Below are 24334 nucleotides of genomic sequence, written 5' to 3' on the forward strand. Positions count from 1 at the left end.
CGCGTCATGGCCTCGGCCGGGATGACCAGCGCCGTGCGATCGCGGTGAGGGCCGGAGTCGACCTCGATCGCGCGCCCGGACCGGTCGGCGATGACCCCGGTCACGCGGGCGATGTCGACCCAGACGCGCTCGGCCACCGTGCCGCCGGTGCCGGACGGGCGCACGACGACGTCGCGGCCGGGCCGGAGGGCGCTCACCCCCGCCCGGCCCGCGTGCCAGACGAAGACGTCGGCCGCGATCGGCATGCGCACCTCCTCACCGTCCGGTGTGGACAGGACGAGCAGGTGCGGGCTGGCGTCGACGACGGTGCCCTCGACGCCGTGCAGGGGACGGGTGCCGGCGTCGTACGGCTCGGACGCCCGGTCGCCGGACACGGCTTCGCGGAGCCGGCGTCGGCGCAGGACGAGATCGCGGGTGGGCGACGGCATGGGGGTCTCCGGAGCTTCGATGATCGTAAGTCGTCAGGCGTTGAGTAAGACTGCATGTCAACACTTACCCCGAGCCCTCCTCCTGTCGACTCCTTTGTCCAAATAAACCAATGAACCTCATCGGAAATACGTGACAATTATTCGCGATGTGGCGTGGCGTGTTGACCGGAATATGAGATTCGACTTGGTCCATAATTACGATCTTCATGCGATCGTCAGGCCTGGTGGCAACAGCACTCCCCAGCCTTCCGGACGGTCACGTGGGCGCACTACCGCAGGACGATTTCCACGACTTCGTGGCCGCGCGGCGGCCGACGTTGCTGCGTGCGGCCATGTTGCTGACCGCGGACCGGTCCGACGCCGAAGATCTGCTCCAGTCCGCGCTGACCAAGACCTATCTCGCCTGGGAGCGGATCAACGACCGCGGCGCGCTGGACGGTTATGTGCGCCGCACGATGGTGAACATCAACATCTCGTGGTGGCGGCGCAGAAAGCTCGAGGAGTACCCCACCGACGAACTGCCCGACACCCCGATCGCCGACCACACGCGCCGCAGCGAGCTCCGCGACGGCCTGGACCGCATCCTCGACCGGCTGCCCGCCCGCCAGCGCGCCGCCGTCGTCCTGCGCTACTACGAGGATCTGACCGAGACCGAGATCGCCGAGACCCTCGGCGTCAGCGTCGGCACGGTCAAGAGCACCGTCTCTCGCGCCATGGCCAAGCTGCGCGACGAGGCCGCCGGCGAACTCGCCTCACTCGAATGACCGTGATCTCGCATCGGTGATCGTGAACTGCTGACAACCGCGCACGCTCGGGACAGAATCCGATTCACCACCCTCGAGCGTGGAGGCCGCCGTGTGGAGCACGATGCAGGACTATCCACTGACCATCTCATCGATCATGCGATACGGCACCGAGGTCTTCGGCGACGGCGAGGTCGCCACCTTCACGGGTGACGGGGTACGCCGCGTCTCGTACGCAGAGCTGGGCCGGCGCGCGGCGCGGCTGGCGAACGCCCTGCGCGACCTGGGCATCCACACCGACCAGCGGGTCGCGACCTTCCAGTGGAACACCGCCGAGCACCTCGAGGCGTACCTGGCGATCCCCTCGATGGGCGCCGTCATGCACACTCTCAACGTCCGCCTGTCCGCCGACCAGCTCATCTACATCGCCGGGCACGCCGAGGACGAGATCGTCATCGTCAGCGGTTCGCTGGTGCCGCTGCTCGCGTCCGTGCTGCCGAAGATGGAGACCGTACGGCACGTCATCGTCATCGGCGACGCCGACCTGTCCGCGCTGTCCTCCTCGGGCAAGACGCTGCACTCGTACGAGGAACTGCTGGCCGCGGCGCCCGACACGTACGACTGGCCCGAGATCGACGAACGCCAGGCCGCGGCGATGTGCTACACGAGCGGCACCACGGGCAACCCCAAGGGCGTCGTCTACTCGCACCGCTCGGCGTACCTGCACTCGATGGCCGCCTGCACCGGGAACGCCTTCGCGCTGTCCGCCGCGGATCGGGTGCTGCCCGTGGTCCCGATGTTCCACGCGAACGCGTGGGGGCTCCCGTACGCCGCGCTCATGGCCGGCGCGTCACTGGTGATGCCCGACCGGTTCCTGCAGGCCGAGGCGCTGGCGCGTCTCATCGAGGACGAGCGCCCGACGGTGTCCGGCGCCGTGCCGACGATCTGGAACGACCTGCTCCGCCACGCCCGCGAGCACGACTCGGACCTGAGCGCGCTGCGGCTGGTGGTGTGCGGCGGCTCGGCCGTGCCGGAGTCGCTGATGCGCTCGTTCGAGGAACTCGGCGTGCACATCGTGCAGGCGTGGGGGATGACCGAAACGTCACCGCTCGCCTCGATCGCCCACCCACCGCCCGGCGTCGCCGACCCGTGGCCGTACCGCGCGAGCCAGGGACGCGTCATAAGCGGCCTGGAGGCCCGGGTGGTCGGCGACGGCGACCGCGTGCTGCCCTCGGACGGCGCCGCGGTCGGCGAGATCGAGGTACGCGGCGCGTGGGTGACCGCGGCGTACTACAAGGATGAGGACCCCTCGAAGTTCAACGAGGGCTGGCTGCGCACGGGCGACGTCGGCACGGCCTCCCCCGACGGCTACCTGACCCTGACCGACCGGGCCAAGGACGTCATCAAGTCCGGCGGTGAGTGGATCTCCTCGGTGGACCTGGAGAACCACCTGATGGCCCACCCGGACGTGATCGAGGCCGCGGTCGTCGGCGTACCGGACCCACGCTGGCAGGAACGCCCGCTGGCCTCGGTCGTCCTGCGCTCGGGCGCGGAGACCTCCGCGCCGGACCTGCGCGCTTTCCTGGCCGAGCGAGTGCCGAAGTGGCAGCTGCCGGAGCGATGGACCTTCATCGCCGAGGTGCCCAAGACCTCGGTGGGCAAGTTCTCCAAGAAGACCTTGCGCCAGATGTACGCGGACGGCGGGTTGGAGGTCGTACGGGCCGATTCCTGACTGGCGTTGTCAGGGCATCTTCGGCCAGTATGCCAAGTGCGCCCAGGCGTGGGTCTGCTCCTGGACGTTGGCGAGCAGCCAGTCGGTGAACCGCGCGTGGCTGAGCGTGGGAGCGGTGTCATCCTCGCCGTAGGACCAGACCTCGGGATCCTCGCCTCCGCCGCGGAGGAAGTCGAACTGAACCCCTTGATGCATGAGGATGACGCGGTCCTCGCCGGTGAGCGAGAGGCCTGTTCCGGCCAGAAGCTCATCGGCGGCCCGCCGCAACCCGAGCACGTCGGGGTGGAAGACGTCACATCCTTGGAGGAACCGCCCCGCCCCGGCCCCCGCCTGCTCGAGAAAACACCGGTAGGCGTACGCCAACGGCGCAGGCTGGTCGTCATCGACCTGCCGGATGAGATCGCCGCTGAGCCCCTGGATGTCGTTCTCCGACGCCGTGGTGCCGTCGGAAACCATCGCGAGACACGTCCTGACCCGCTCGTCGGCCGACAACCCAACCAGGACGCTGTCACTCGCCCGCTCCATGCCACCCCCGGTCCGTTCGTCTGTAAAGCCTGGTACATGGTGGGACGCGCGAAATGAGGCCAATGTTCCGCCCGATGACCAACGATGCGCCGGGGACCGAGCCATCCACTTTGCCGGGAGACCCGGTTGACCGGTACCCTGTGTGCGGCCTGAGGGCTACCAGGAGGCTTCGCCTAGTCCGGTCTATGGCGCCGCACTGCTAATGCGGTTTGGGCTTACCGTCCATCCGGGGTTCAAATCCCCGAGCCTCCGCTCTACCTGCACCCTCTCCGGTGGCGTGAGCACTGGAGGGGGTGCTTTTGATCTTGTGGTCTCATTCGGTCCCCCAGAGGGCTGAGCCGATGAGCGCGCTGGCGTCCCGGACCTGTGGAGAGGCGACGTGCGTGTACCGCTCCGTCGTCGTGACGCGGGCATGGCCCAGGATCTCTTGGACGACGCGGATGTGTACGCCCTGCTCGATGAGGAGCGTGGCCGCGGTGTGCCGGGCGTCGTGGAGCTGGCCGTCGCGGACGCCGGCCTTCTTGAGGACGGTCTTCCACTCACGCCAGTCCTCGGTGCGGCGGATCGGGTTGGGTTACCGCCCTCCGGAGCCGGGTGCGTGGCCGCGTGAGTCTTCAGAAGAGAAGATCACGTCAATAGTCTCGGCTGGATGAACAAAACGATCTTTGACGAGGTCGCGGTGTTGTGGGCCGGACATCTCGGTGCACCGTGGCCTGATGATCTTTACCGAGTGGATGACGGTGACGTGGTCGGGATCGACGCTGCAATGGCTGGATGCGTCTCGGTCTACGTGAAAAGCCGTGGCGTGCTGGATGAGGAGCGGTCCCACGTCCTCCACCACGGCGCCCGCGCTCTTCGAAGGATCCTTCCCCGTCTGCGAGGCGAAGGCGCGGTATACGTCCGCCGCTTGATCCAGATGGCAGAGTTGATCAATGAGGACAGGCGGTCAGCCTCTTAGGCGTGGCCGTGCCCGCACGGTTGGCCCAGGTACAACGGCGGTTTCAGGACCTGAGCTCAGCGAATTTCTTCGATGTCCGTGGGAAGAAGGGTGCGCAACTGGTCGCGGGTCGCCTGAGATCCGCCGCGCTCCAGCCGGGTGATGCGGCGGGCGTGTGCGGTCTGGGCGGCTTCGAAGAGCTTGCGGATTTCGCGGCCGTTTCCCTGGTCGAACCTTTCGGTCCGATCGGTCACGTGGTCGCGGATGGCGGCGCGCGTACTGTCGGGGACGTCGAAGCCGGAGGACTTCGCGATGCCGGCGAAGATGTCGACCAGCTCGTCCGGGCCGTACGGGGCGAAGGCGATGGTCCGGGAGAACCGTGACGCGAGCCCGGGGTTCGCCGCGAGGAAGCCGGCCATCTCGTCGGTGTAGCCGGCGACGATGACGACGACCTCGTCGCGGTGGTCCTCCATGAGCTTGACGAGTGTGTCGATGGCCTCCTGCCCGAAGTCGGCATTCGCCCCGAACTGTCGCGCGAGGGTGTAGACCTCGTCGATGAACAGGACCCCGCCACGCGCCTCGTCGAACTTGGCCGTGGTCTTCTGCGTGGTCTGGCCGAGGTACTGGCCGACCAGGTCGGCTCGGGAGGCCTCGATGAAGTGGCCGCGGGCCAGCACGCCGAGAGCGGCCAAGAGCTCCCCGTAGAGCCGCGCGACCGTGGTCTTCCCGGTGCCGGGCGGGCCTGCGAAGATCAGATGGCTGGAGATCGGTGCGGCGTCCAAGCCCTCCTGCCGTCTGCGCCGAGTGGCGGCGATCAGATCGATGGTGTCACGGACCTGGCTCTTGACCGCCTCCAGGCCGATCATCGCGTTGAGCCGGTCGAGGATCGCCTGGAGCTGTCCCGCGTCGCGTACCTCGCCCAGCCTGGTGCTCAGGCCGGTGTCGACGACGCCGTCGAGATCTTCGGGCAGCAGCAGGGTCAGTTCCTCGGCCGTCGCGCGGCCGTCCTGGCCGGACAGTCGCAGCGCCTGCTGTTCGACGACGGCCTCGAAGATGCGCCGGGCCTCCCGGCCGTTGCCGAAGGTCTCGTCTCTCCGGGCCCGCTGAAAGTGGGCGAGAAGTGACGCCTGCGCCTGCTCGGTGAACCGGAAACCGTACTGCGCGGCGAGGGCCTCGGTGATGCTCGTCAACTCGGCCGGGCTGTAGTTCTCAAATTCGATGGTGCGAGAGATGCGCGACTTCAGCCCGGGATTCGCCGTCAGGAACGTGCGCATCTCGGCCGAATAACCGGCGACGATGACGACGATCTCGTCGCGGTGGTCCTCCATGAGCTTGACGAGTGTGTCGATGGCCTCCTGCCCGAAGTCGGTGCCCGTGCCGAAGCGGCGGGACAGGGTGTACGCCTCGTCGATGAACAGCACTCCGCCCAACGCCTGGGTGAAGACGGCCGCGGTCTTCTGCGTGGTCTCACCCAGCACCTGCCCGACCAGCTCCCGGCGCGACACTTCGGTGAACTGCCCGGTGGGGACCACACCAAGAGCGGCGAGCAGCCGTCCGTACAGGCGGGCGACCGTCGTCTTACCGGTGCCGGGGGCGCCGGCGAAGACCATGTGGCGGCCGATCGCCGGTCCTTGCGGCAGCCCTGCCTGCCTGCGCTGCTCGGCGATGCGCAGGAGGCCGACCAGCTTGCCGATCTCGCGCTTCACCTCCGCCAGGCCCACCATCGCGCTCAACTCGGCGAGCAGTTCGTCAACGCCCGGTTCCAGCGTCGCGCCCGAGGCCTCGGGCGCGACGGCGGCGGGTTCCGGCGGAGGCGCCGTCGCGGCGGTGGTGGAATCGACGGCACCGCCGCCGATGTCGACTTCGATGATGTCGTCGGCGCCGTTCGCCTCGGAGCTCACCCGTTCCATGCGTACCTGCGAGCCGGCCGTCGTGACGATGCCCTGGCCGGCGTTGCCCGTGATGGTGCAGTCGCGCAGAACCGCTCTGGCACCCGGGTCCACGGCGACGCCGATGCTCTTGTTGTGCGACACCTTGGCTCCGTCGAGCGTGAGCACTCCTTCGTTCGCAGCCGACGCGCCGAACTGGGATTTGGTGATCGTGCCCCCGGTGAACCGTGCCGTGCCCGCGCCGCTCACCGCCAGCCCGCAGCTCGTCGCCTGCGTGATGTCGCAGTCCTCGAACGTGGCGGTGGAGAGCTCGTCCACCACCGCACCGTTGCGCCTGCCGTCCTCGATGTGCACGGAACGTGCGGTCAGCGTCGCGTTGGCCGTGACCCACACGCCGTCGGCTCCTGATCCGGTGACGAGGCAGTCCTCGGCGGTGGCGGAGGCGTTGTCACGGACCACCAGGCTGCTCTGGCCCGACGTACGAAGGCGGGAGTCGCGGATGGTGGCCTTGGCGCGCCCCTGCGCCAGAATGCTCGCGGCCGTGGAGTCCTCGATCTCACAGCGCTCGATCAGCGGTGTCGAGCCCTCGGAGACCCAGATGCCGTGCTCGCCCGCACGCTGGACGCGGCAGTCTCGAACGGTGACCCTGCTTCCGTTGCGGATGGCGATCCCGCACAGGTCGGCGTTGAACACCTCGGTGTGCTCGACCAGACCGGCGGAGTCGGAGTAGACGATGCCACCGCCGTGAACACGGCTGTCCCGGACGAAGAGTTCGGCTCTGTTCCACACGCTGATCGCACGGCTCGACCTGCTGACGAAGTCGCACTGTTCGACGATCAGAGTGCCGCCTGCCGCCTCCAGGGGGACGCCTTCGGCGTTCCCGTTGCGCAACGTCAGGCCCCGCAAGGTGACATGGCCCTCGATCCGCAGCGTGTAGCTTCCGGCGCAGTCCACCGTGACCGTTCCAGGACCGCCGACCGCGGTGATCACCGCGTTCCCCCAGTATTTGAGGGCGTCCGAACGGTAGACGCCCGGCTCCACGGCGATGTGGCGCAGTCGCTCCCCGGGCGGCCCCAAGGCCTTCGCCGCGTCGGCGATCGTCGGGAACGCCTGTGGATTCGTCTGGGATACGACAAAGTCCGGCAACGGAAGTCCCCCTGAGCGGTCAAAATGAATCCACCACCGATAATTCACCACAGATGACCCCCGTACCGCCATAATTGCCACTCACCGCGCTCACGCGGGTCGTCGCAGTCGTGCCGCCGGGCCTGGACGACCTCGACCAGCAGGGGCCGCTCCGTTTCGTACGAGGGATCTGGGACCATGGCAGGCCCGGTGACCGGGACGGATTCCTCCCGTTTCAGTACGATGTCACCGACAGGGGCTCCTCATGGGCGAGTAAAGTCGCGGCCTGCCTTACGATCTGATGACCTTCGAGGAGCGCGACCAGGTCGACGCCGAGCGCACCGACGCGATCCGAGAGACCGTGTCCAGCCTGCCCGCGCGGCCCGGTACCCGACGCAAGGAGCCCCCCAACCGTGAAGATCATCGACCGCGTCAAGACGTACATCCGACAGAAAAAGGGAAGCGAGCCCGGCTCGACCGGCCACCCGGTCGACGAAGCGGCCGACCCCGCCCCGGCGCAGCCCGACAGCGCAGAGCACGAGCAGAGCCGCGACGACGAGAAGCCCGCGGCGTCCACGACCGAGGAGACGCCGGAGCCCGAACCGGCCGCGGAACCGGCCACCGAGGCGGCCGTGGAAGCGACGACCGAGGCGGCCGCCGAGTCGGCCCCGGAACCGGCCACCGAGTCCGAGGCGACCCCGGAACCGGCCTCCGAGGCGACCCCGGAACCGGCCACTGAGGCCGCCCCGGAACCGGCCCCCGAGCCGGAGGCAGACCCGGAACCGGCCCCCGAACCGGCCGCGGAAGCGACGACCGAGCCGACCACGGCGCCCGCCGCGTGCCCGCGCTGCGGTGCGACCGGCGAGGCGCCCTGCACGACCCCGTCCGGCAAGGCGACGAAGCCCCACAAGGGGCGCGAGCAATGAGCAGTGGTGCTGCGGACTCCCGGACGGACCCGCGGGTCGACGCGGTGCGCGAGGCGCACTCGTCGAGCACGCAGGCCGACCGGGTCCGCGGCCACCTGGCAGGACACAGATAGGCCCCCGGCGGTCTCTGCCGGACACGCGGATGATCCCCGAACCGGTCTCATTCGTGGCCGAGATCGAATAACAGCCGCCGAGGTCCGCCGACGTTCGCCCACCTGTGCAGACGCAGACGTCGACGGATCTTGGCAGTGGGGCCTTCCCCGCGTACGCCGATCCACCGGATCTCCTGCCAGGAACAGGTACGACCGCGACCGGGCCCCAAACCACCCCGCCCGGCATGGGGCCCGGTCGTACCATTCGATGCCGCGCGGCTCAGGAAGCGATGACCTCCCCCCGCGACCCGGCCGAATCCCCCCAGACGTCCGGCCGGTCGGGTCACCGCGAGCCCGGCGGCACTAGCGACATCTTCGCTGAAGGGGCCGACCGCTCATATCCCCCATCGGGTGGGGTTGTTTTTCAGGAGACCATGAGGTAAAGGGCCGCCGCCTCCCGATCGCCCGCTCAGCGCCTCGGTGATCCTTGGCCGGGGGCCGCGGTATCCGGCCGTCGCCCGGCGGCGACGTTGGCCAGTTCGACCCGTGAGCCGATGTCGAGCTTACGAAACACCTGACGAAGATGAAATTTGACGGTGTGGGGCGAGACGAACATCTGTGCGGCGACTCGCTGGTTCGTAAGGCCCTGTGCGACGAGTGTCGCGACGCTGCGTTCGGTGTCGGTCAGGCTGTCCCAGCCGGTCACGGGCCGAGCCGACTGCTTCCAGTGACGGCGCCGGAGTCCGAACCCGCGTAGTCTCGCGCGGACACGAGCGGCATCCCGCAGGGCTCCGATCTTTTCGTAACCCTCAAGCGCTCGGTCCAGGCTGTGGACGGCGGCCTGATAGTCGGGTTCGACCGTGCCACGGGTGAGCATGACGCCCAGGTCTTCGGCGGCCGAGGCGCGGGCCCATGGATCGACGAGCCGGGCGCCGGCGTGCCGGAGCGACGCCGCGTCGTTGTCGAGGATCCCGCGGGCGTGCGCTGCCGCATCGGCGAGGGCGGGGAAGTCGGGGTTGCTCTGGGCGAGTGCCTCGATGGTGTCGACGACCGCCACGGCGAGCGCGCGGTCGCCGGCGGCCAGCGAGACTCGTGTCTGCCAGGCCGCCAGGCTGGGTTCCAGTCCCAGGTGCCAGCGCCACATCCGTGTGTCGGCACCGAGCACCTGCTTCGCGCGCCCCGGGCCGCTCTCGGCCTCGGTCACCAGCGCCACGGCCCAGGTTCCCCATCCCCACGGTATGGCGTTGTCGTCGGCCTGGGCGCGATACCGCTCGATGTGCCGGACGGCCTGGGACAGGTCGCCACGCCGCAGCGCGACGATGGCGAGCACGGCGTGTCCCAGCCGGGTGAACCCGTAGGTGCCCAGCTCTCCGGCCGTCTCGAGCCCTGCCTCGGCCTCGGCGGCGGCGTCATCGGGCCGGCCGGCGGTGAGCCGCATGTACGCACGTACGAACACGATGTTGGCGGCGTGCACGGTCTGTCCCGTCGCCTCGATCTCTTCCTCCGCGGCCCGGATGACCGTCTCGGCCTCCTCGAAGTGACGCATGCACTGGAGAATGGCCGCCAGGAAGAGACGCGGGGTCGCGGCGTGCGTCCTACTCGACTCGCCGAGCGCGATCCGTACGGCATCGCGGATGTGACCGAACCCATCGGCGATCCGTCCTTCCGCCCAGGCGATGTGCAGGAGAAGCATGAGCGCTCCCACTCGGGCGTCGTCGCCGTGCCCGTCGGGGTCGGCCGTGATCGTCTCTGCCCGCCGCCTGCCCTGCCAGAAGTCCTTGTGCAGGATGAGAGCCCCGAACCACGCCAGCTCGGCGGCGTCACGCAGCTCGTCGGAGAGATCCCGCCGGGCGAGCACCTTCTCGATCTCGACCACCGCCTCCTCCGACCGGCCGTTCATCAACAGGATGAGCGCCAGTTGGTGTCGCAGGCCGGCGGCCTGGCCGTGCGGGGCGTTCTCCAGCGCACTGCGCGCCAGCTCGGCCGACTCCGACAGCCTTCCGGCGGCGGTCAGGGCACTGACCGCGGTCACCGTACGGTCGAACCGGGCGGGATCGGAGCGGCCGGTGAGCTCCAGAGCGCGGGTGAGGAGTTCGGCCGCGGTCTGCGGTGACGACGGGAGCACTTCGGCCGCCGCGCGATCCAGCCCGGCGAGGATACGCGCGTCGCCGGGCTTGGCATGCACCATGAAGTGGGTGGCCGCCATGACCGCCGAGCCGTCATGTTTCAACAACGTCTCCCCGGCCCTGAGGTGCAGCCATCGGCGTATGGACACGGGGAGGCCGTCCATCACCGCCTGCCGTAGCAGATCGTGCCGGAACATCAGCAGCTCGTCGGCGGGGACCACGATCTGGGCTGTCAACGCCTCCTCGAGCGCCAGCAGCAGTTCGTTGGCCGGCTCGTCCAGCATGTCGGCGAGATCGTCCACCGAGAAGGAACGGCCGAGCACCGCCGCCGCCTGGAGCAGGCGCCGGGTCTGTGACGACAGCCGCTCCAGACGTGTCCGTGCGAACGTCTGAACCCTCTGCGGCAGTTGTGCCTGCCGTGCCGAGGCGAGCCGTGCGTGTCCCCGAGACAGCTCGACGGCCGCTTCCTCACTGAGCCCGTCGAGCAACTCGACGAGCAGAAACGGGTTGCCCCCTGCTCTCTCGGCCAGTGTCAGCAGGTCGGACTCGGGGGCCGCGCCGAGGATGTCCTCGGTGACCTTGATGACCGCGTCCTCGCTCAGCGGCACCAGCGCGACTCGGTTGGCGCCTTCTTGCTCCAGCACCTCGTACAGGAGATTCAGATCGGTGTCGTTCGTGCCGCTCGTACGGGCCAGTATCCACACGACCGGGTAGGAGGCCAGGTCGGGCAGCAGCGAGCGCAGCGCCCGTACGGTCGAGGGGTCGGCCCACTGCAGGTCGTCGAGGGTGACCAGCATCGCGCCGCGCATCAGCCGATGCTCCAGGCGAGTCCGTAGCTGATCCAGCAACCACAGCCGAAGGTCGCCGGCGTCCGAGGAGGCCAGTCTCTCGGGAACTCCCAGGGTGCCGGGGGACTCCCCGAGAGCCGACATCAGGGGCGCCAGCGGGACCAGCCGGCGCAGCTCGTCCCCTCGGCCTTGGGCGATCATGAACCCGCGCGCCGCCGCGGCGTCCGTCGCCTCCGCGAGCAGCCGAGTCTTGCCTATTCCCGACGGGCCCTCGACCAGCAGGACCCCGGCCCGACCCATCTCGGCCGCTCGTAGCAGCCGGGTGACAACACTCCACTCCCGGTCCCGGCCACGCCAGCCGCGCCACGACAGCCCCCGGTCGTCGACGTCAACTGACGGCGACATATCCCCCATGTTTTCAGGAGACTACTCCGCGGACGTTCGTTCAGCGATAGGTCCTCGCGGCCATGAAGGGCCGATGAACTGGGCAAACGCGCCCGGACTCGGGCGCTCATCGGGCCGCCGGAGGATACGCTCTTCTAGGCGGTTCCACAACCCCACCCTCCGGGTGATACGCCGCGCGCGCCGCCGGAGTGCACTGTGGTCATGGACGAGACGATGATTTCACCCACCCTCGGCTCCCATGGCCAAGGCGCCGGAGCCTCCACCCTTCGATGTCTCATCGTCGATGACGACGATCACTTCCGCCGGGTCGCCGGCGATCTGCTCGAAGGAGAAGAAATCGCGATCATCGGTGTCGCCTCGACGGGCTCGCAGGCCCTCCGCCTGCACGATGAACTGCAGCCCGATGTGACACTCATCGACATCGTTCTCGGCGAGGAGAACGGCTTCGATCTCGCGGAGCAACTCACGGCGATACCTCGCGCCGAACCGATCACCGTGATCCTGATGTCGGCCGCGCTCGACCGGGAGGAGGTCGCGGACGTGATCGCCGAGGGCGGCGCAGCTGCGTTCCTGCCGAAACTCGACATCTCCCGGGCGGCGGTACGCGAGATCTGCCGCCGGAGCGGCCTGACCACGAAGGCCCGGTCGACGGCGTGGTTCTACCCGCCGCCTGGACCGTGAGGCGGACGCCGCGCGGTCTCGGAAAGCGGTCGGGCATTACGGCATTCAGCCGGCCGGGCGGCCGGGGTCGCGGGCGCTGACGAGGCCGGACTGGTAGGCGAAGACCACGAGCTGGGCGCGGTCGCGGGCGCCGAGCTTGGTCATCGCCCGGCTGATGTGGGTCTTGGCGGTGGTGGGGCTGAGCACCAGCGACGCGGCGATCTCGTCGTTGCTCAGGCCGTGCGCGGCCAGGGCCACCACCTCGCGTTCCCGGTTGGTGAGGGCCTCCAGGCCCGCCGTGCCGAGGGTGTCCGGCGGGCGGGCGACGAACTCGGTGATCAGTTGCCGGGTGACGGCGGGGGACAGCAGCGCGTCGCCGCGCATCACCACCCGCAGCGCCTGGAGTAGGTCGGCCGGCTCGGTGTCCTTCAGCAGGAACCCGCTGGCCCCGGCCCGCAGCGCGCGGAAGACGTATTCATCCCGCCCGTAGTTGGTGAGGATGACCACGCGGACGGCGTCCAGCTCCTCATCATCCGCGATCTGCCTGGTCGCCTCGATCCCGTCCAGTACGGGCATCTGGATGTCCAGCAGGACGATGTCCGGCCGATGCTCCCGGGCCAGCGCGACCGCCTGCCGCCCGTCGGCGGCCTCGCCGGTCACCTCGATGCCGTCCTCGGACTCCAGCAACATCCGGATGCCGTTGCGGATGAGCGCCTGGTCGTCGGCGAGCAGGATCCGGATCACGGGGACGGCCGCATCGGGAGCTCGGCCCGTACCCGGAAGCCGCCCTGCTCGCGCGGCCCGGCGTGGAGCCGTCCACCGAGGGCGGCGACGCGTTCGCGCATGCCGATCAGCCCCAGCCCCCGGGCGGAGGACGGCTCCAGGCCGCCTTCCACACCATCGGCCGGGTCCATGCCGCCGGTGGAGCCCGGAGCGTCGTTGTCGATCTGAACGATCAGCGTCTCCTGCCCGTACCCGAGCCGTACGGACGTGTCGGCCGGGCCGGCGTGCCGGGAGACGTTGGTGAGCGCCTCCTGCACGATCCGGTAGGCGGCCTGGTCGACGTCGGGCGGGAGCCGCCGCTCGGTCCCGGTCACCGTCACGGTCGCCGTCAGCCCCGCCGCCTGCGCCCGGGCGATCAGGCCGGCCAGCTGGTCGAGGCCGGTGCCGCCGTCGGCGTCGCCGCTGCGGAGCACGTCGAGGGTGGCGCGCAGTTCGCGGGCGGCGTCGGCGCTCGCCTCCTTGATCGCCAGCAGCGCGGAGGGGACCTCCTCGCCGCGCTTGCGGGCCAGGTGGGCCGCCACGCCCGCCTGCACCCGGATCACGGAGATGCTGTGTGTCAGGGAGTCGTGCAGCTCGCGGGCGATGCGCAGCCGCTCCTCCATCGTCTGCCGCCGTGCGACCTCGTCCCTGGTGCGCTCCGCCTCCTCCGCGCGCTGCTCGACCTCGCGTAGGTGCAGATGCCACATGCGGAACGCCACCAGTGTGACGCCCGCCGAGATAAGCCAGCCGGTGCCGTAGAGCCAGCCCCGGCCATGATCCGTGCCCATCCTCAGAGCGTACGTGCCCGGTCCCCCGCTGCCATCCTTCCGGCGGAGGGGCTCCCACCTGCTCCCGCCGTAGTATCGCCGCCCCTCCCACGGGGGTACCGGCGCGGCCCGCCCGCTCCCCGCCGACCAGGCAGGAAAGACGCCCTGCGCACGACGACCGGCACCCCTGCGCCCGAGCAGCATCGTCGGCATGACACAGACCTCACATTCCGAACCCCTCCACGGTGGCCTGTGCGGTGTCGCGAGCAGGCTGCCCGGCGAGGTGCTGGCACCCGGCGTCGACGGCTATGCCGAAGCCGCGGCCACCGTGTTCGCGCAGGGCACGCCCGACCTGGTGATCCGTCCGCCCGACGCGGCCGGAGTGGCCGCCGCCGTACGCTACGCCACCGCCGCCGGCCTGGCCGTCACGGTGCGTTCCGGCGGGCACAGCATGGCCGGGCTCAGCACGAACACCGACGGCATGGTGATCGACCTGCGGAACCTGTGTGCCGTCGAGGTCCTGGACCGGACGAGCCGCCGCGTCCGCATCGGAGCGGGCGCGACCTGGGGCGCGGTGACCGCCGCGCTGGCACCGTACGGGCTGGGCCTGACCGCCGGCGACACCCGGGAGGTCGGCGTGGGCGGGCTCACCCTCGGCGGCGGGATCGGGTGGCTGGTGCGCCGCCACGGGCTGGCCATCGACAACCTGGTCGCCGCGGACCTGGTCACCGCGGACGGGGAGCTGATCCGCGCCGACCCGGAACAGCACGGGGACCTGTTCTGGGCGCTGCGTGGAGGCGGCGGCAACTTCGGCGTGGTGACCTCCTTCGAGTTCACCGCCCAGCCGGTCACCACCGTGCACTTCGGGGCGATCGGTTACCGGCTCACCGACCTGCCGCGGCTCGTCGCCGACTGGCGGGAGCTCGCCCAGGCGGGCGACGAGAACCTGACCACCGCCCTCAACCTGCTGCCGCCGATGTCCGGCCGGCCCGCCGCGGCCATGGTGCAGTGCTGCTACGCCGGTCCCGACCGCGACGCCGCCGACGCGGCACTGCGCCCGTTCCGCGCGCTCGCCCCGGTGACCTCCGACGCCGTGCGCGCGATGCCGTACGGCGACGTTCTGGTGACCTCTCCCGCCCTGCCACCCGGGGCCCGGATGGAAGTACGCAACGCGCTCGTTCCGGCCCTGGACGACGCGACGGTCGGCGCCATCGCGGACGTGCACGCCGACGGCTCGATGGTCGAGTTGCGCGGGCTGGGCGGCGCGTTCGCCCGCGTCGCGCCGGACGCCACCGCCTTCGCCCACCGGGATGCCGAGGCGCTGGTCGTGGCGGGTGTGATGCTGCCGCCCGGTGCCGCGCCGGAGCTCGCGACCGCGCCGTTCGCCCGGTGGCCCTCGGTCGTGGCCCGGAGCCGCGGTACCTACGTCAACTTCCTCGGGACCGCGACCGACGCCGACGTCGAGAGCGTCTACCCGCCGGCCACCTACCGGCGGCTGGCCGACGTCAAGCGGCGCTACGACCCCGGCAACGTGTTCCGCCGCACCCACAACGTCCGCCCCGCGCGCGGTTGATCCCGCTCGAACCACGGTCAGGAAGAGGAACCCTCATGTCCGAAACTCGCTCGGTGGTCGCCCCACCCGTGCCGGCCGCACGCGGCGCCGCGCCGGTCGGGCACCGCCCCCGCCAGGGCCTGTCGTTGCTGGTCATCGCCACCGCCCAGCTGATGGTGGTGCTCGACGCGACCATTACGAACGTCGCCCTGCCACGGATCCAGGACGCCCTGCACTTCTCCGGGGCGAGCCTGTCGTGGGTGGTCAACGCCTACGCGCTGGCGTTCGGCGGGCTGCTGCTGCTCGGTGGCCGGGCCGGCGACCTGCTGGGCCGCCGCCGGATGTTCGTCATCGGTCTGCTGGTGTTCTCCGCCGCGTCGCTGGCCGGAGGGTTCGCCACCTCCCAGGCCTGGCTGCTGGCGGCCCGTGCCGTACAGGGCGCCGGCGGCGCGATCGTCGCTCCGGCAGCGCTGTCGCTGATCGTCACCACCTTCCCGGAGGGCAGGCCGCGCGCCCGGGCCATGGGCGTGTACTCCGCGATGAGTGTGGCGGGCGGTGCGATCGGGCTGGTGGCCGGCGGGCTGCTGGTCAACTACGCGTCCTGGCGGTGGGTGCTGTTCGTCAACGTCCCCTTCGGGGTCGCCGCGGCACTGGCCGCGCCCCTGGTGCTGGCCGGGGCGCCGCGGCTGCCCGGTCGTCTCGACATCCCGGGGGCGCTGACCGGGACCACGGGGATCGCCGCGCTCGTCTACGGTCTGTCCGGCGCGGCGACCGGCCCGGACGGCGTGTCCCACTGGGGCGACACCAAGGTGGTCGTCGCGCTGGTGGCCGGCGTGGTGCTGCTCGCCGCGTTCGGCATCGTCGAGTCGCGGAGCCGGCACGCGCTGCTGCCCGGCAGGCTGCTGCGCGACCGCGGCCGGCTCGGGGCGAACCTCATCATGCTCAGCGTGGGGACCGTGCTGTTCGGCGCGTTCTTCTTTCTCATCCTGTTCGCGCAGGAGGTCTGGGGATATTCGGCGATGCGGGCCGGGGTGGCGTTCCTGCCGCTGACCGTCGCCGTGCTGGCCGGTTCCGCGGTCGCCTCCGTGCTGATGCCGCGGATCGGGGCACGCCCGCTGCTGCTGGCCGGTGGCGCCGGCTGCGCCGGGGGCCTGTACTGGCTGTCGCTGCTGACCGAGAACGCCGGCTACGTGGGTGGAATGCTCGGCCCCACCCTGGTCACCGGCGCGAGCCTGGGCCTGATGTTCGTGCCGCTGCCGCTGGCCGCGCTCGCCGGCATCACCGACTCCGATTCGGGGGTGGCCGCCAGCGTGCTCAACGCCGGCCGGCAGATCGGCGGCGCCGTGGGGCTCGCGGTGCTGAGCACCGTCGCCTGGAGCGCGGTCGCCGGCTCCGCCCGCGCCCACGGCGACTACCGGCACGCGCTGGTCGTCGGCTTCGACCGGACCTTCGCCGTCGCCGCCGGGATCGCGGCGGTCACCCTGCTAATCACGGTCGCCATGATCCGGACCCGCCGCGCCGACCCGACCGGCCCGCGGCCCGACGCCCCCTTGCCGTACCACCGAGGATCAGCGCATGGGGCATGAGGCCACCTTGGGCCTCTGCGGCTTCACCCGGGGGCCGGTGGGCGATGATTGGTCGCATGACCGCGAACCCCGGGCGTCCAGGTCTGTTGCGTACGCTGAACGATCGCGCCGCGCTGGAGCTGCTGGCGTCGTCGGGACCGCTGACTCGGGCGCAGGTGAGCGAGACGACCGGGCTCTCGAAGGTGACGGCCAGCCATGTCCTGCTGCGGCTGGAGGAACGCGGCCTGATCGTCAAGGCCGGCGTACGAGAGAGCGGGCGCGGGCCCGGCGCGGCCCTTTACGGGCTCGACCCGTCGTGCGGCCATGTGGCCGCGATCGAGGTCTACCCGGACACGACGACCGCCGTTCTCGCCGACATCACGGGGCGAGTGCTGGCGGAGACGACGGTCGTGACCGACGCCGCCGCGGACCCGGCCGAAGCGGTACACGCGATCGTGGAGCACCTCACCCGGGCCGCGCAGATCTCCATGGCGCGGGTGCAGGTGTGCGTGATCGCCCTTCCCGCCGTCATTGAGCCCGATACAAGCCATGTTCAGTTCTGCTACGAAATGCCCGCATGGGACGGAGACGTGGTTGAAGTCATCCGCCGAAAGCTGGGGCTGCCCGTCCGGATCGACAACGACGTCAACCTCGCCGCGATGGCCGAGCGCGCGCTGGGAGTGGCGGGCGACGCACGCAGTTTCGTGCTGGTCTGGGTCGGGCGTGGGCCTGGGTCGGCCGTCATGGTGGGCGATCAGCTGCTACGAGGGGCCGCGGGTGCGGCCGGTGAACTCGGTGCGATGCCCGTTCCCGGCTCGACGGTGAGCAACGGCGCCTTCGACCGCAGCCGGTATGCGGCGACCGCCGCCTTCCAGGCCCTGGTGGGCTCGCAGGCAGTGCGGGAACTCGCCGAGACGCACCAGATCGCGGGGGAGAATGCCGCGCAGAGCGTGGCGGCCGCCGTGGGAAGTGCGGCGGGGGCGGGCTTCCTCGACGAGCTGGCCCGGCGGATCGCCTTGGGGGTCGCCTCCATCTGCACCGTTCTGGACCCCGAACTCGTCGTGCTGGGCAGCCACGTCGGTTCTGCCGGAGGCGGCGAACTCGCTGGACGTGTCCAGCGGGCCGTTGCCGGCATGTGCCTGGCCCGGCCGCGGGTGGAGGCGAGCGCGATCCCGGACCGGCCCGCCGTACGCGGCGCCCTGCTGGTCGCCGTCGAACAGGCACGTGAGCGCGTGCTCTTCGCCGATCTGTAGCCGAGCGGCCTTCGGGGAGGTGCGGCGACGTCCGGGGCCGTCAGCTCGATGATTCGTGGAAGCCTGCGGCCGAGGCCTCCTCGCGGGAGCAGAAGAAGCGGTCGTCGAGGGGCGTCACCGCATACGCCGGGCTGCCGGGGACCCTGTACGTGTAGCCGGCGGCGAACGTCGTACCCACCACGGGCAGGTGGCCGCAGCGGACGACGTGCAGCGGGTACCGCGCCATCCCGGAGGCCAACGGCACCACCAGCGCGACCAGGTAGACGACCACGGCGGCGACGGCGGCGCGAGGGAGCGGCGGTATCACCCACAGCAGCGCCACAACGGGCAGCGCGACCAGGAACCACATCAGGACGAAGAGCCCGTACCAGGAGGCGAAGGCCATCGGGGGCCGCGGACGTGCCACGAGCAGCACCAGCAGGTACCCGAGCGCGGGAAGGACGACGACGAGCAGCGCCAGCCAGCCCACGGCCTGCGAAAAGCGCGTCACGGCCCGAACGTACCCCTCATGGGGGACGAGGCACAGACCCGCGGTCGCCACGTTGATCTTGCGGATCAGCCGCTGGTCGTCCACGGGGCGGCGCCGAACGGTCCGTAGGTCGCCGTCGCCTCGGCTCACCCGAGGATCGCCGTGGCGACCTGAGCGGGACGGGAGATGAAGGACAGATGGCGGGCGCCGGGGATGAGGACCGGCGCCGGGGCGCCGATTCGTTGCGCCGTCTCGTACGGCGAGGACCTGGTGAACACATCGTCGGCGGCGCCGAAGATCACCGCCTTGGAGATCGGGACGCGGGCGAGCGCGGCCACGCGGGTCGCGGGCAGGCCGACGATGCTCGTCATGTGCCAGATTCCGTTCTCCGCGCCCGCGACCTGCAAGGGGCGGCGCCACTGGTCCACGCCCGCGCGGTCGAGGTGGGGGCAGCCCGGGCCGCAGTTGGATTCGTAGATCTGGCGGATCAGCCAGTCCGAGCGGATGGCGAGCCGGAGCAAGGTCGCGCGGTACGGGGGCGGAAGCGTGGTCTGGAGCCCGGCGGCGCTCGCGCCGGCGCCGGTGTTCAGCGCGTCCCCGTCAAGGAACACCAGCCGCGAGACGCGGCCCGGCGACCGTAGCGTCGCGGCGGCGACCACGGCCGCGCCGGTGGAATGCCCGACGAGCGTGACGTGGTCCAGGTGCAGCGCGTCGAGGAAGCCCAGCACCTGCGCGGCCTGGTGGTCGGTGTCGTACGGCCCCTTGCGCTCGCTGTAGCCCCAGCCGGTCAGGTCGAGCGCGTACACCCGGCGGTGTCCGGCGAGTGCCCGGCCGAGTGGATCGAAGGTGTCCGCCGATTCGGCGAACCCGTGGACCAGGACGACCGGTGGCCCGTCGCCGCCCCATTGCCGGTACCGGGTGCGGATGCCGTCGGCGGTGACGAACCGCAGGCCCGCCGGCTCGCGGGCCCGGCCGGCGGTCGCGGCGTTGTAGCCGAACGAGAACAACGTCGCGGCGACGGCGCACGCCAGAGCGGCGATGAGGAGGCGGCGCGCCCATCGCCACCAGGCCTTGCTTCGGCGGCCGGCGCCATCCGCGGTCGCGTGATCGCGGCCTTGTCCTGACGTGCTGATTCGTGTCACCCCGCGATCGTCGCCGACCATGCCCGATCGGACATCGTCCCGGAGGCGGCGACCGGACTACGCGGATTCGCGTACGGAAGCGGTCAGTCGCCCAGGCCGGACTGGTAGGCGAAGACGACCAGCTGCGCCCGGTCGCGGGCGCCGAGCTTGACCATCGCGCGGCTGACGTGGGTACGGGCCGTGGCCGGGCTGATCACCAGCCGTGCGGCGATCTCTTCGTTGCTCAGGCCCTCCGCGACCAGCGCGAGGATCTCCCGCTCCCGGTCGGTCAGCGTGTCCAGGGCCGGGTGCGGCCGGACCGGGCGCGGGGCGTTCGCCACGAAGGCGCGAATGACCTTGCGTGTCACCGAGGGCGACATGAGCGCGCCACCGTGGACGACCGAGCGGATGGCGCCCAGGAGCTCGGCCGGCTTGGTGTCCTTGAGCAGGAAGCCGCTGGCCCCGTGGCGCAGGGCGTCGAAGACGTACTCGTCGTGTTCGAACGTGGTGAGGACGATGACCTTGGTCCCGGTGAGGGACGGGTCGGCGGTGATCCGCCGGGTGGCGGTGAGCCCGTCGACGCCGGGCATGCGGATGTCCATCAGGACGACGTCCGGCCGCTCCCGCCGGGTGGCGGCGACCGCGGCCAGCCCGTCGGCGGCCTCTCCGGCGCAGGACATCCCGTCCTCGTTCTCGATCAGGGTGCGCAGTCCGAGGCGGACGAGCTCCTGATCGTCGACGACGAGCACTTCGATCATGTTCGACCTCCGTACGGCAGCTGGGCGCGGACCTCGAAACGGCCGTGCGGGACCGGCCCGGCGGCGAACTCCCCGTCGAGGGCGAGGACGCGTTCGCGCATCCCGGAGATCCCGAGCCCGCCCATGCCGGCCGATCCGGCCGTCGTCTCCGTCACGGGATTGGCGACCACGATGACGACGCTCCCGGGCCGGTACCGGATGCTCACGCTCGCCGTCGTGGCTCCGCTGTGCCGCAGCACGTTGGTCAACGACTCCTGGACGATCCGGTAGCCGGTCACGTCGACCGCGACCGGGAGGGCGGCCGGAGGTTCCCCCGAGGTGGCGAGACCCACGTGGACACCGGCGTCCGCCATGCGCCGCCGGAGCCCGCCGAGCCCGGCCAGCCCCGGGACCGGCGACCGTTCCGCGTCGGCCCGTGTCCGGCGGATCACCGCGAGCGTCGCGCGGAGCTCGTCGAGAGCGTCGCTGCTGGTACGGCTGATGGCCGACAGCGCCAGCTCCGCCTGGTCGGGCTTCTTGGCGAGCAGGTGCAGCGCGATATCGGCCTGCATCTTGATCGCGGCGAGCCCGTGCCCCACGATGTCGTGCACCTCCTGGGCGACCCGGAACCGCTCCTCGTCGACATGCCGACGGATGGTCTCGGCGCGCGCCCGTACGGCCGCCTCCCACCGCGTCCGCAGGGTGAACCCCAGGGCGAACGGCACGACCACCCAGGCGGAGACGGGGATCAGCCCGTACAGGCCGAGCGCGGTGTCGCGGACGAACAGGTGGATCACCAGGAGGGCGAGCGCGGCCAGCGAGTACGGCGCGGACCTGGCCGGCGCCGCGTGCCTGGCCGCGCTGTACACCGAGAGCATGAAGCAGACCAGGATCGGCCCGTAGGCGTACCCGCGGACCAGGTACGCCGAGGTGACCGCCGAGACGGCGGCCAGCACCGGCAGCGGCCACCTGCGGCGCACGGCGAGTGCCAGGGCCGCCGCCACCACCAGCGCGAACCCCGGCGCGTCGATCGGAACCGCCGCCCGGTCCGGAGCCCCGGCGAACGCGCTGCCGACGACCCCGACGAGGGTCAGCACGGCCGCCAGGGCGATGTCGACGGCAAGAGACCTGACTCTCATCGGAGCAGGGAGTAGGCGAGGGCGGCGGCGGTGGCCAGGCCGTACCCGGCGGCCGCGATCGCCACGACCCGGGTACGGCGGGGCTCGTCCCAGGAGGTACGGGACGACAGCCAGGCCAGCGCGGGCAGGACCAGGACCCCGTGGAGGCTCACGCCGTGGACGGGCTTGAGGAAACCGAGGTCGTGATAGGCCTGCCGCTGGTGCCCGGCGCCGACCTCGGCCGTCCCACGGGCGATCATCGCGGCGCCGGTGGCCAGTCCGATCATCAGGCTCACGAACCCGGCCCGCAGGCCCAGCCGCATACTGGCCGGAACCCCGGGATTCGCCCGGAAGGCGGTCCCGGCCAGGACGCCCAGGACCACGACGAGCACGGCGCCCCCGGCGGCGAGCACGGTCGAGACCGCGGAGTCGAACGCGGTCTCCCGGTTCAGGTGGGAGGGCACGTGCCGCCACGCCTGCAACGTGATGCCGCCGACCTCCACGACACAGTCGGCCGCGAAGACGCCCAGCAGCGCCGCGCGCCTGCGCTCGCCGATCGGCAGGTACGAGGCCACCCACGCGACCGTGACCAACGTCAGCCCGAAGGACGATCCGAAGGTGGCCGGCTTCCGCCAGGACACCGGGCCGTACCAGGGGCCGCCGTCGACCGAGAAGACGAGCAGGTGGAACAGTCCCGCGCAGATGAGCACCACACCGAGGCCATGGCAGAAGCGCTCGATGCGGCGGCCACGGTTCCAAGCCCCGGCGAGCACGTCCCGCACGGCACCTCCTCGGGCATCGGCATGTCGCTGTGCCCGGCCATCATTCGGTACCGCGGACCGCCCGGCGTCGGCCGAGGGGCGGCTTTCGGACTACGCCGACGCGCGTAGTGCGGGCGTCACGGCAGGGTCCCCGGTTCGCCGGAGCTGGTCTCGGCGTCGACGCTCGTATGCCATTCCGGCCCATCGAGCTGGTGGTTCTTCGGGCCGCGGATGATCAGCGTGTTCCCGTCCACGTTCTTGTCGTGTCTGCCCCAGGCGCGCATCCGGACGATGGCCGGCGTGCCGCCGGCGACCATGTACCAGCGGTGGGACGGAGCGTGCCAGGAGGCGACCGCGTAGGCGGTTTCGTCGGCCAGGCCGCCCTCGCCGTCATCGGTGGCGCGTTCGACGATCTGCACCGTGCCGGGCTTGCCGGACGGCCGGTCGATGAGCAGGGTCTGGGTCTCCTGTTCCACCGGCCGTAGCACCTGCGGCGGGCTGTCCGGTTCCCAGCCGTAATGGATGACGAGGCTCGCGAACGCGCCCTGGTGGTGCGCCTCGGGCAGCGCACCGTGCCAGAAGCCCTCGACTCTCACCTCATCGATCACTCTCGTGTAGCGCACGGGAAAGGACTCGTCGTTGCAGATCACATCGCGAGTCAGCCGGGTGTCGAGATCTGCTTCTGACTTGGACTCGGTGGGCGGCGGGGACCACGAGACCCGCGTCATCGTCAGCGGGTTGTCCAGGCCGGTGAACACACCGGCGCCGCGGCCGCCGTGTTCGGCGAACACGCGGAACAGCGTGCGGTGGCAGGTCGGCCCGTTGCGCTCCGGCATGGTGAGCACGCCGTCCTGTATCGTCCCGGGCCGCCACGCCGGCCGTGTCTCCTCCAGCGTCGCGACCTCCACGCGGTCGGCATCCGGGGGGAGCAGATACGCCAGCCGCGTCCCGTTGGACGAAGCGGGTGGAGTGAGGGCCAACGGACCGGCGCCGAACACGCCCGGCGGATCGGTCTGGACGGTCAGGGACCCGTCGCGATCCTCCTCGGAGTCCGCGGGGTACTCGGAGTACAACGCGTGGAGATATCCGTCGGCGAGCACCACGCTCCGGCGCGACCCGACGGTCCCGGCGAACAGCACCCTCAGCGTTCCCGGCGCGGGCCGGGGATGAGGCACCGCACGAAGGCCGTACAGCGTGACGGGGCCGTAGTCGAAGCCGTCCTCCTTCGGGCTCTCCGGTACGCCCTCCCACGCGTCGCGCGCCCGGCCGAGCAGCGCGCGGTCGTGCAGGCGGTCGCCGCGGGACGGCCAAATCCCGAGGGAGGCGGCGTGCGCATCGACTCGGGTCTCCACCTCCAGGGAGGCCTTCTTCCCCGGCCATCCCAGCACCGCACCGGCCACGGCCAGCACGCCCACGAGCGGCACGGCCAGCCGCCTCCGGGCACGGCGCGGCGACCACCGCGGCGAGACGGCGACCGTCCCCACCTCCAGGGCGCTGATCGCCGCACGCTGCTCGTCCGGGCTCAGCCCGGTCGCGGCATCGACGGACTCGACCCCGCGGCGGACGACGACGTCATCCTCCACGGGGAGGCGCAGACGCCGCAGCTCCGCCACCGCCTCCTCGGCGGTCAGACCCTCCAGGCGCTGCAGGACGTACGCGACGCGTTCGCCACGGGACAGCTCCTTGAGCGACTCGGCCAGCCCCGGATCGAGAGCGGCCTCGACCGGGCACATCCTCAGCCAGCCGCGCGGTCGGCCCGCGGCGTTCCGCGAGGCGTGGTAACTGCGCCTCAACACGCGTCGCCGGACGTTACCGCCCTCTCGAAACAGCACGCTCCCCCGGACGATCCGCAA

20 protein-coding genes, 1 tRNA gene and 1 pseudogene are annotated in these 24334 nt (G+C 71.0%); 9 read left to right on the plus strand and 13 right to left on the minus strand.

The window, feature by feature from the left end:
* Positions 1-428 (minus strand): annotated as a pseudogene (locus ACFFNX_RS02995) (hypothetical protein); the annotation flags it as partial.
* A gap of 224 nt (positions 429-652) precedes the next feature.
* On the opposite strand from ACFFNX_RS02995, the gene ACFFNX_RS03000 reads away from it, so the two are divergent.
* On the plus strand, positions 653-1192 hold the full coding sequence (locus ACFFNX_RS03000) for a SigE family RNA polymerase sigma factor (protein WP_378194650.1): 540 nt from the start codon (positions 653-655) through the stop codon (positions 1190-1192).
* 103 nt (positions 1193-1295) lie between these two features.
* Complete coding sequence (locus ACFFNX_RS03005; protein ID WP_378194653.1) at positions 1296-2903, plus strand: fatty acid--CoA ligase; 1608 nt, start codon at positions 1296-1298, stop codon at positions 2901-2903.
* A 9-nt stretch (positions 2904-2912) separates the two neighbouring features.
* Here the strand turns inward: ACFFNX_RS03005 and ACFFNX_RS03010 are convergent, their stop codons facing one another.
* Positions 2913-3359 (minus strand): SMI1/KNR4 family protein, encoded by a 447-nt coding sequence (locus tag ACFFNX_RS03010; protein ID WP_378194656.1) that lies wholly within the window; start codon positions 3357-3359, stop codon positions 2913-2915.
* A 231-nt stretch (positions 3360-3590) separates the two neighbouring features.
* On the opposite strand from ACFFNX_RS03010, the gene ACFFNX_RS03015 reads away from it, so the two are divergent.
* Positions 3591-3680 (plus strand) — tRNA-Ser (locus tag ACFFNX_RS03015).
* 61 nt (positions 3681-3741) lie between these two features.
* Here the strand turns inward: ACFFNX_RS03015 and ACFFNX_RS03020 are convergent.
* Positions 3742-3993 (minus strand): tyrosine-type recombinase/integrase, encoded by a 252-nt coding sequence (locus tag ACFFNX_RS03020; RefSeq protein ID WP_378194762.1) that lies wholly within the window; start codon positions 3991-3993, stop codon positions 3742-3744.
* An 84-nt stretch (positions 3994-4077) separates the two neighbouring features.
* On the opposite strand from ACFFNX_RS03020, the gene ACFFNX_RS03025 reads away from it, so the two are divergent.
* Complete coding sequence (locus ACFFNX_RS03025; protein WP_378194659.1) at positions 4078-4386, plus strand: hypothetical protein; 309 nt, start codon at positions 4078-4080, stop codon at positions 4384-4386.
* 56 nt (positions 4387-4442) lie between these two features.
* On the opposite strand, the gene ACFFNX_RS03030 is transcribed toward ACFFNX_RS03025, so the two are convergent.
* Positions 4443-7400: a right-handed parallel beta-helix repeat-containing protein gene (locus tag ACFFNX_RS03030; protein ID WP_378194663.1), complete on the minus strand. Its 2958-nt coding sequence runs from the start codon at positions 7398-7400 to the stop codon at positions 4443-4445.
* A 392-nt stretch (positions 7401-7792) separates the two neighbouring features.
* Between ACFFNX_RS03030 and ACFFNX_RS03035 the strand changes: the two genes are divergently transcribed.
* A complete protein-coding gene (locus ACFFNX_RS03035) occupies positions 7793-8305 on the plus strand; it encodes a hypothetical protein (RefSeq protein WP_378194666.1) in 513 nt (170 codons plus the stop codon).
* 561 nt (positions 8306-8866) lie between these two features.
* Here the strand turns inward: ACFFNX_RS03035 and ACFFNX_RS03040 are convergent.
* Positions 8867-11716 (minus strand): helix-turn-helix transcriptional regulator, encoded by a 2850-nt coding sequence (locus ACFFNX_RS03040; RefSeq protein WP_378194668.1) that lies wholly within the window; start codon positions 11714-11716, stop codon positions 8867-8869.
* Between the two features lie 201 nt (positions 11717-11917).
* Here ACFFNX_RS03040 and ACFFNX_RS03045 point away from each other — a divergent pair, with 201 nt between their 5' ends.
* Positions 11918-12397, plus strand: a complete 480-nt coding sequence (locus ACFFNX_RS03045) for a response regulator (protein WP_378194671.1) — start codon at positions 11918-11920, stop codon at positions 12395-12397.
* 45 nt (positions 12398-12442) lie between these two features.
* On the opposite strand, the gene ACFFNX_RS03050 is transcribed toward ACFFNX_RS03045, so the two are convergent.
* Together ACFFNX_RS03050 and ACFFNX_RS03055 are read right to left on the minus strand one after the other, a co-directional pair.
* The gene (locus tag ACFFNX_RS03050) at positions 12443-13120 is read right to left on the minus strand and encodes a response regulator (RefSeq protein ID WP_378194674.1); all 678 of its coding nucleotides are present in this window, start codon (positions 13118-13120) and stop codon (positions 12443-12445) included.
* The gene (locus ACFFNX_RS03055; RefSeq protein ID WP_378194677.1) at positions 13117-13926 is read right to left on the minus strand and encodes a sensor histidine kinase; all 810 of its coding nucleotides are present in this window, start codon (positions 13924-13926) and stop codon (positions 13117-13119) included. Before ACFFNX_RS03055 ends, ACFFNX_RS03050 begins: the two co-directional genes overlap by 4 nt.
* Before the next feature lie 190 nt (positions 13927-14116).
* Between ACFFNX_RS03055 and ACFFNX_RS03060 the strand changes: the two genes are divergently transcribed.
* From ACFFNX_RS03060 to ACFFNX_RS03070, 3 genes are read left to right on the plus strand one after another with little or no spacing between them, the layout of a single operon-like run.
* Complete coding sequence (locus ACFFNX_RS03060; protein ID WP_378194680.1) at positions 14117-15478, plus strand: FAD-binding oxidoreductase; 1362 nt, start codon at positions 14117-14119, stop codon at positions 15476-15478.
* 35 nt (positions 15479-15513) lie between these two features.
* Positions 15514-17043 (plus strand): MFS transporter, encoded by a 1530-nt coding sequence (locus ACFFNX_RS03065; RefSeq protein WP_378194683.1) that lies wholly within the window; start codon positions 15514-15516, stop codon positions 17041-17043.
* Between the two features lie 56 nt (positions 17044-17099).
* Positions 17100-18275: an ROK family transcriptional regulator gene (locus ACFFNX_RS03070; RefSeq protein WP_378194686.1), complete on the plus strand. Its 1176-nt coding sequence runs from the start codon at positions 17100-17102 to the stop codon at positions 18273-18275.
* A 40-nt stretch (positions 18276-18315) separates the two neighbouring features.
* Here ACFFNX_RS03070 and ACFFNX_RS03075 read toward each other — a convergent pair whose 3' ends face one another.
* From ACFFNX_RS03075 to ACFFNX_RS03100, 6 genes are all read right to left on the minus strand, one after another.
* Complete coding sequence (locus ACFFNX_RS03075) at positions 18316-18849, minus strand: sunset domain-containing protein (protein WP_378194689.1); 534 nt, start codon at positions 18847-18849, stop codon at positions 18316-18318.
* Between the two features lie 41 nt (positions 18850-18890).
* The gene (locus ACFFNX_RS03080) at positions 18891-19886 is read right to left on the minus strand and encodes an alpha/beta fold hydrolase (protein ID WP_378194692.1); all 996 of its coding nucleotides are present in this window, start codon (positions 19884-19886) and stop codon (positions 18891-18893) included.
* A gap of 83 nt (positions 19887-19969) precedes the next feature.
* Positions 19970-20623 carry a response regulator gene (locus ACFFNX_RS03085; RefSeq protein WP_378194696.1) on the minus strand — a complete coding sequence of 218 codons (654 nt, stop codon included), beginning with the start codon at positions 20621-20623 and terminating at the stop codon, positions 19970-19972.
* The gene (locus ACFFNX_RS03090) at positions 20620-21741 is read right to left on the minus strand and encodes a sensor histidine kinase (RefSeq protein WP_378194700.1); all 1122 of its coding nucleotides are present in this window, start codon (positions 21739-21741) and stop codon (positions 20620-20622) included. The genes ACFFNX_RS03085 and ACFFNX_RS03090 overlap by 4 nt, the downstream gene beginning before the upstream one ends.
* A complete protein-coding gene (locus ACFFNX_RS03095) occupies positions 21738-22502 on the minus strand; it encodes a hypothetical protein (protein ID WP_378194704.1) in 765 nt (254 codons plus the stop codon). Before ACFFNX_RS03095 ends, ACFFNX_RS03090 begins: the two co-directional genes overlap by 4 nt.
* A 116-nt stretch (positions 22503-22618) precedes the next feature.
* Positions 22619-24277, minus strand: a complete 1659-nt coding sequence (locus ACFFNX_RS03100; protein WP_378194707.1) for a hypothetical protein — start codon at positions 24275-24277, stop codon at positions 22619-22621.
* Between the last annotated feature and the right edge of the window lie 57 nt (positions 24278-24334).

The organism is Actinoallomurus acaciae, assembly GCF_042429965.1.
Classification (GTDB): domain Bacteria; phylum Actinomycetota; class Actinomycetes; order Streptosporangiales; family Streptosporangiaceae; genus Actinoallomurus; species Actinoallomurus acaciae.

What these genes read in the sequence shown, in the direction of transcription:
- ACFFNX_RS03005 (WP_378194653.1), top strand. Translation starts at nt 1,296, where the DNA reads ATGCAGGACTATCCACTGACCATCTCATCGATCATGCGATACGGCACC.
- ACFFNX_RS03010 (WP_378194656.1), bottom strand. Translation starts at nt 3,359, where the DNA reads ATGGTTTCCGACGGCACCACGGCGTCGGAGAACGACATCCAGGGGCTC.
- ACFFNX_RS03025 (WP_378194659.1), top strand. Translation starts at nt 4,078, where the DNA reads ATGAACAAAACGATCTTTGACGAGGTCGCGGTGTTGTGGGCCGGACAT.
- ACFFNX_RS03040 (WP_378194668.1), bottom strand. Translation starts at nt 11,716, where the DNA reads ATGTCGCCGTCAGTTGACGTCGACGACCGGGGGCTGTCGTGGCGCGGC.
- ACFFNX_RS03045 (WP_378194671.1), top strand. Translation starts at nt 11,918, where the DNA reads ATGGACGAGACGATGATTTCACCCACCCTCGGCTCCCATGGCCAAGGC.
- ACFFNX_RS03055 (WP_378194677.1), bottom strand. Translation starts at nt 13,926, where the DNA reads ATGGGCACGGATCATGGCCGGGGCTGGCTCTACGGCACCGGCTGGCTT.
- ACFFNX_RS03060 (WP_378194680.1), top strand. Translation starts at nt 14,117, where the DNA reads ATGACACAGACCTCACATTCCGAACCCCTCCACGGTGGCCTGTGCGGT.
- ACFFNX_RS03065 (WP_378194683.1), top strand. Translation starts at nt 15,514, where the DNA reads ATGTCCGAAACTCGCTCGGTGGTCGCCCCACCCGTGCCGGCCGCACGC.
- ACFFNX_RS03070 (WP_378194686.1), top strand. Translation starts at nt 17,100, where the DNA reads ATGACCGCGAACCCCGGGCGTCCAGGTCTGTTGCGTACGCTGAACGAT.
- ACFFNX_RS03085 (WP_378194696.1), bottom strand. Translation starts at nt 20,623, where the DNA reads ATGATCGAAGTGCTCGTCGTCGACGATCAGGAGCTCGTCCGCCTCGGA.
- ACFFNX_RS03090 (WP_378194700.1), bottom strand. Translation starts at nt 21,741, where the DNA reads ATGAGAGTCAGGTCTCTTGCCGTCGACATCGCCCTGGCGGCCGTGCTG.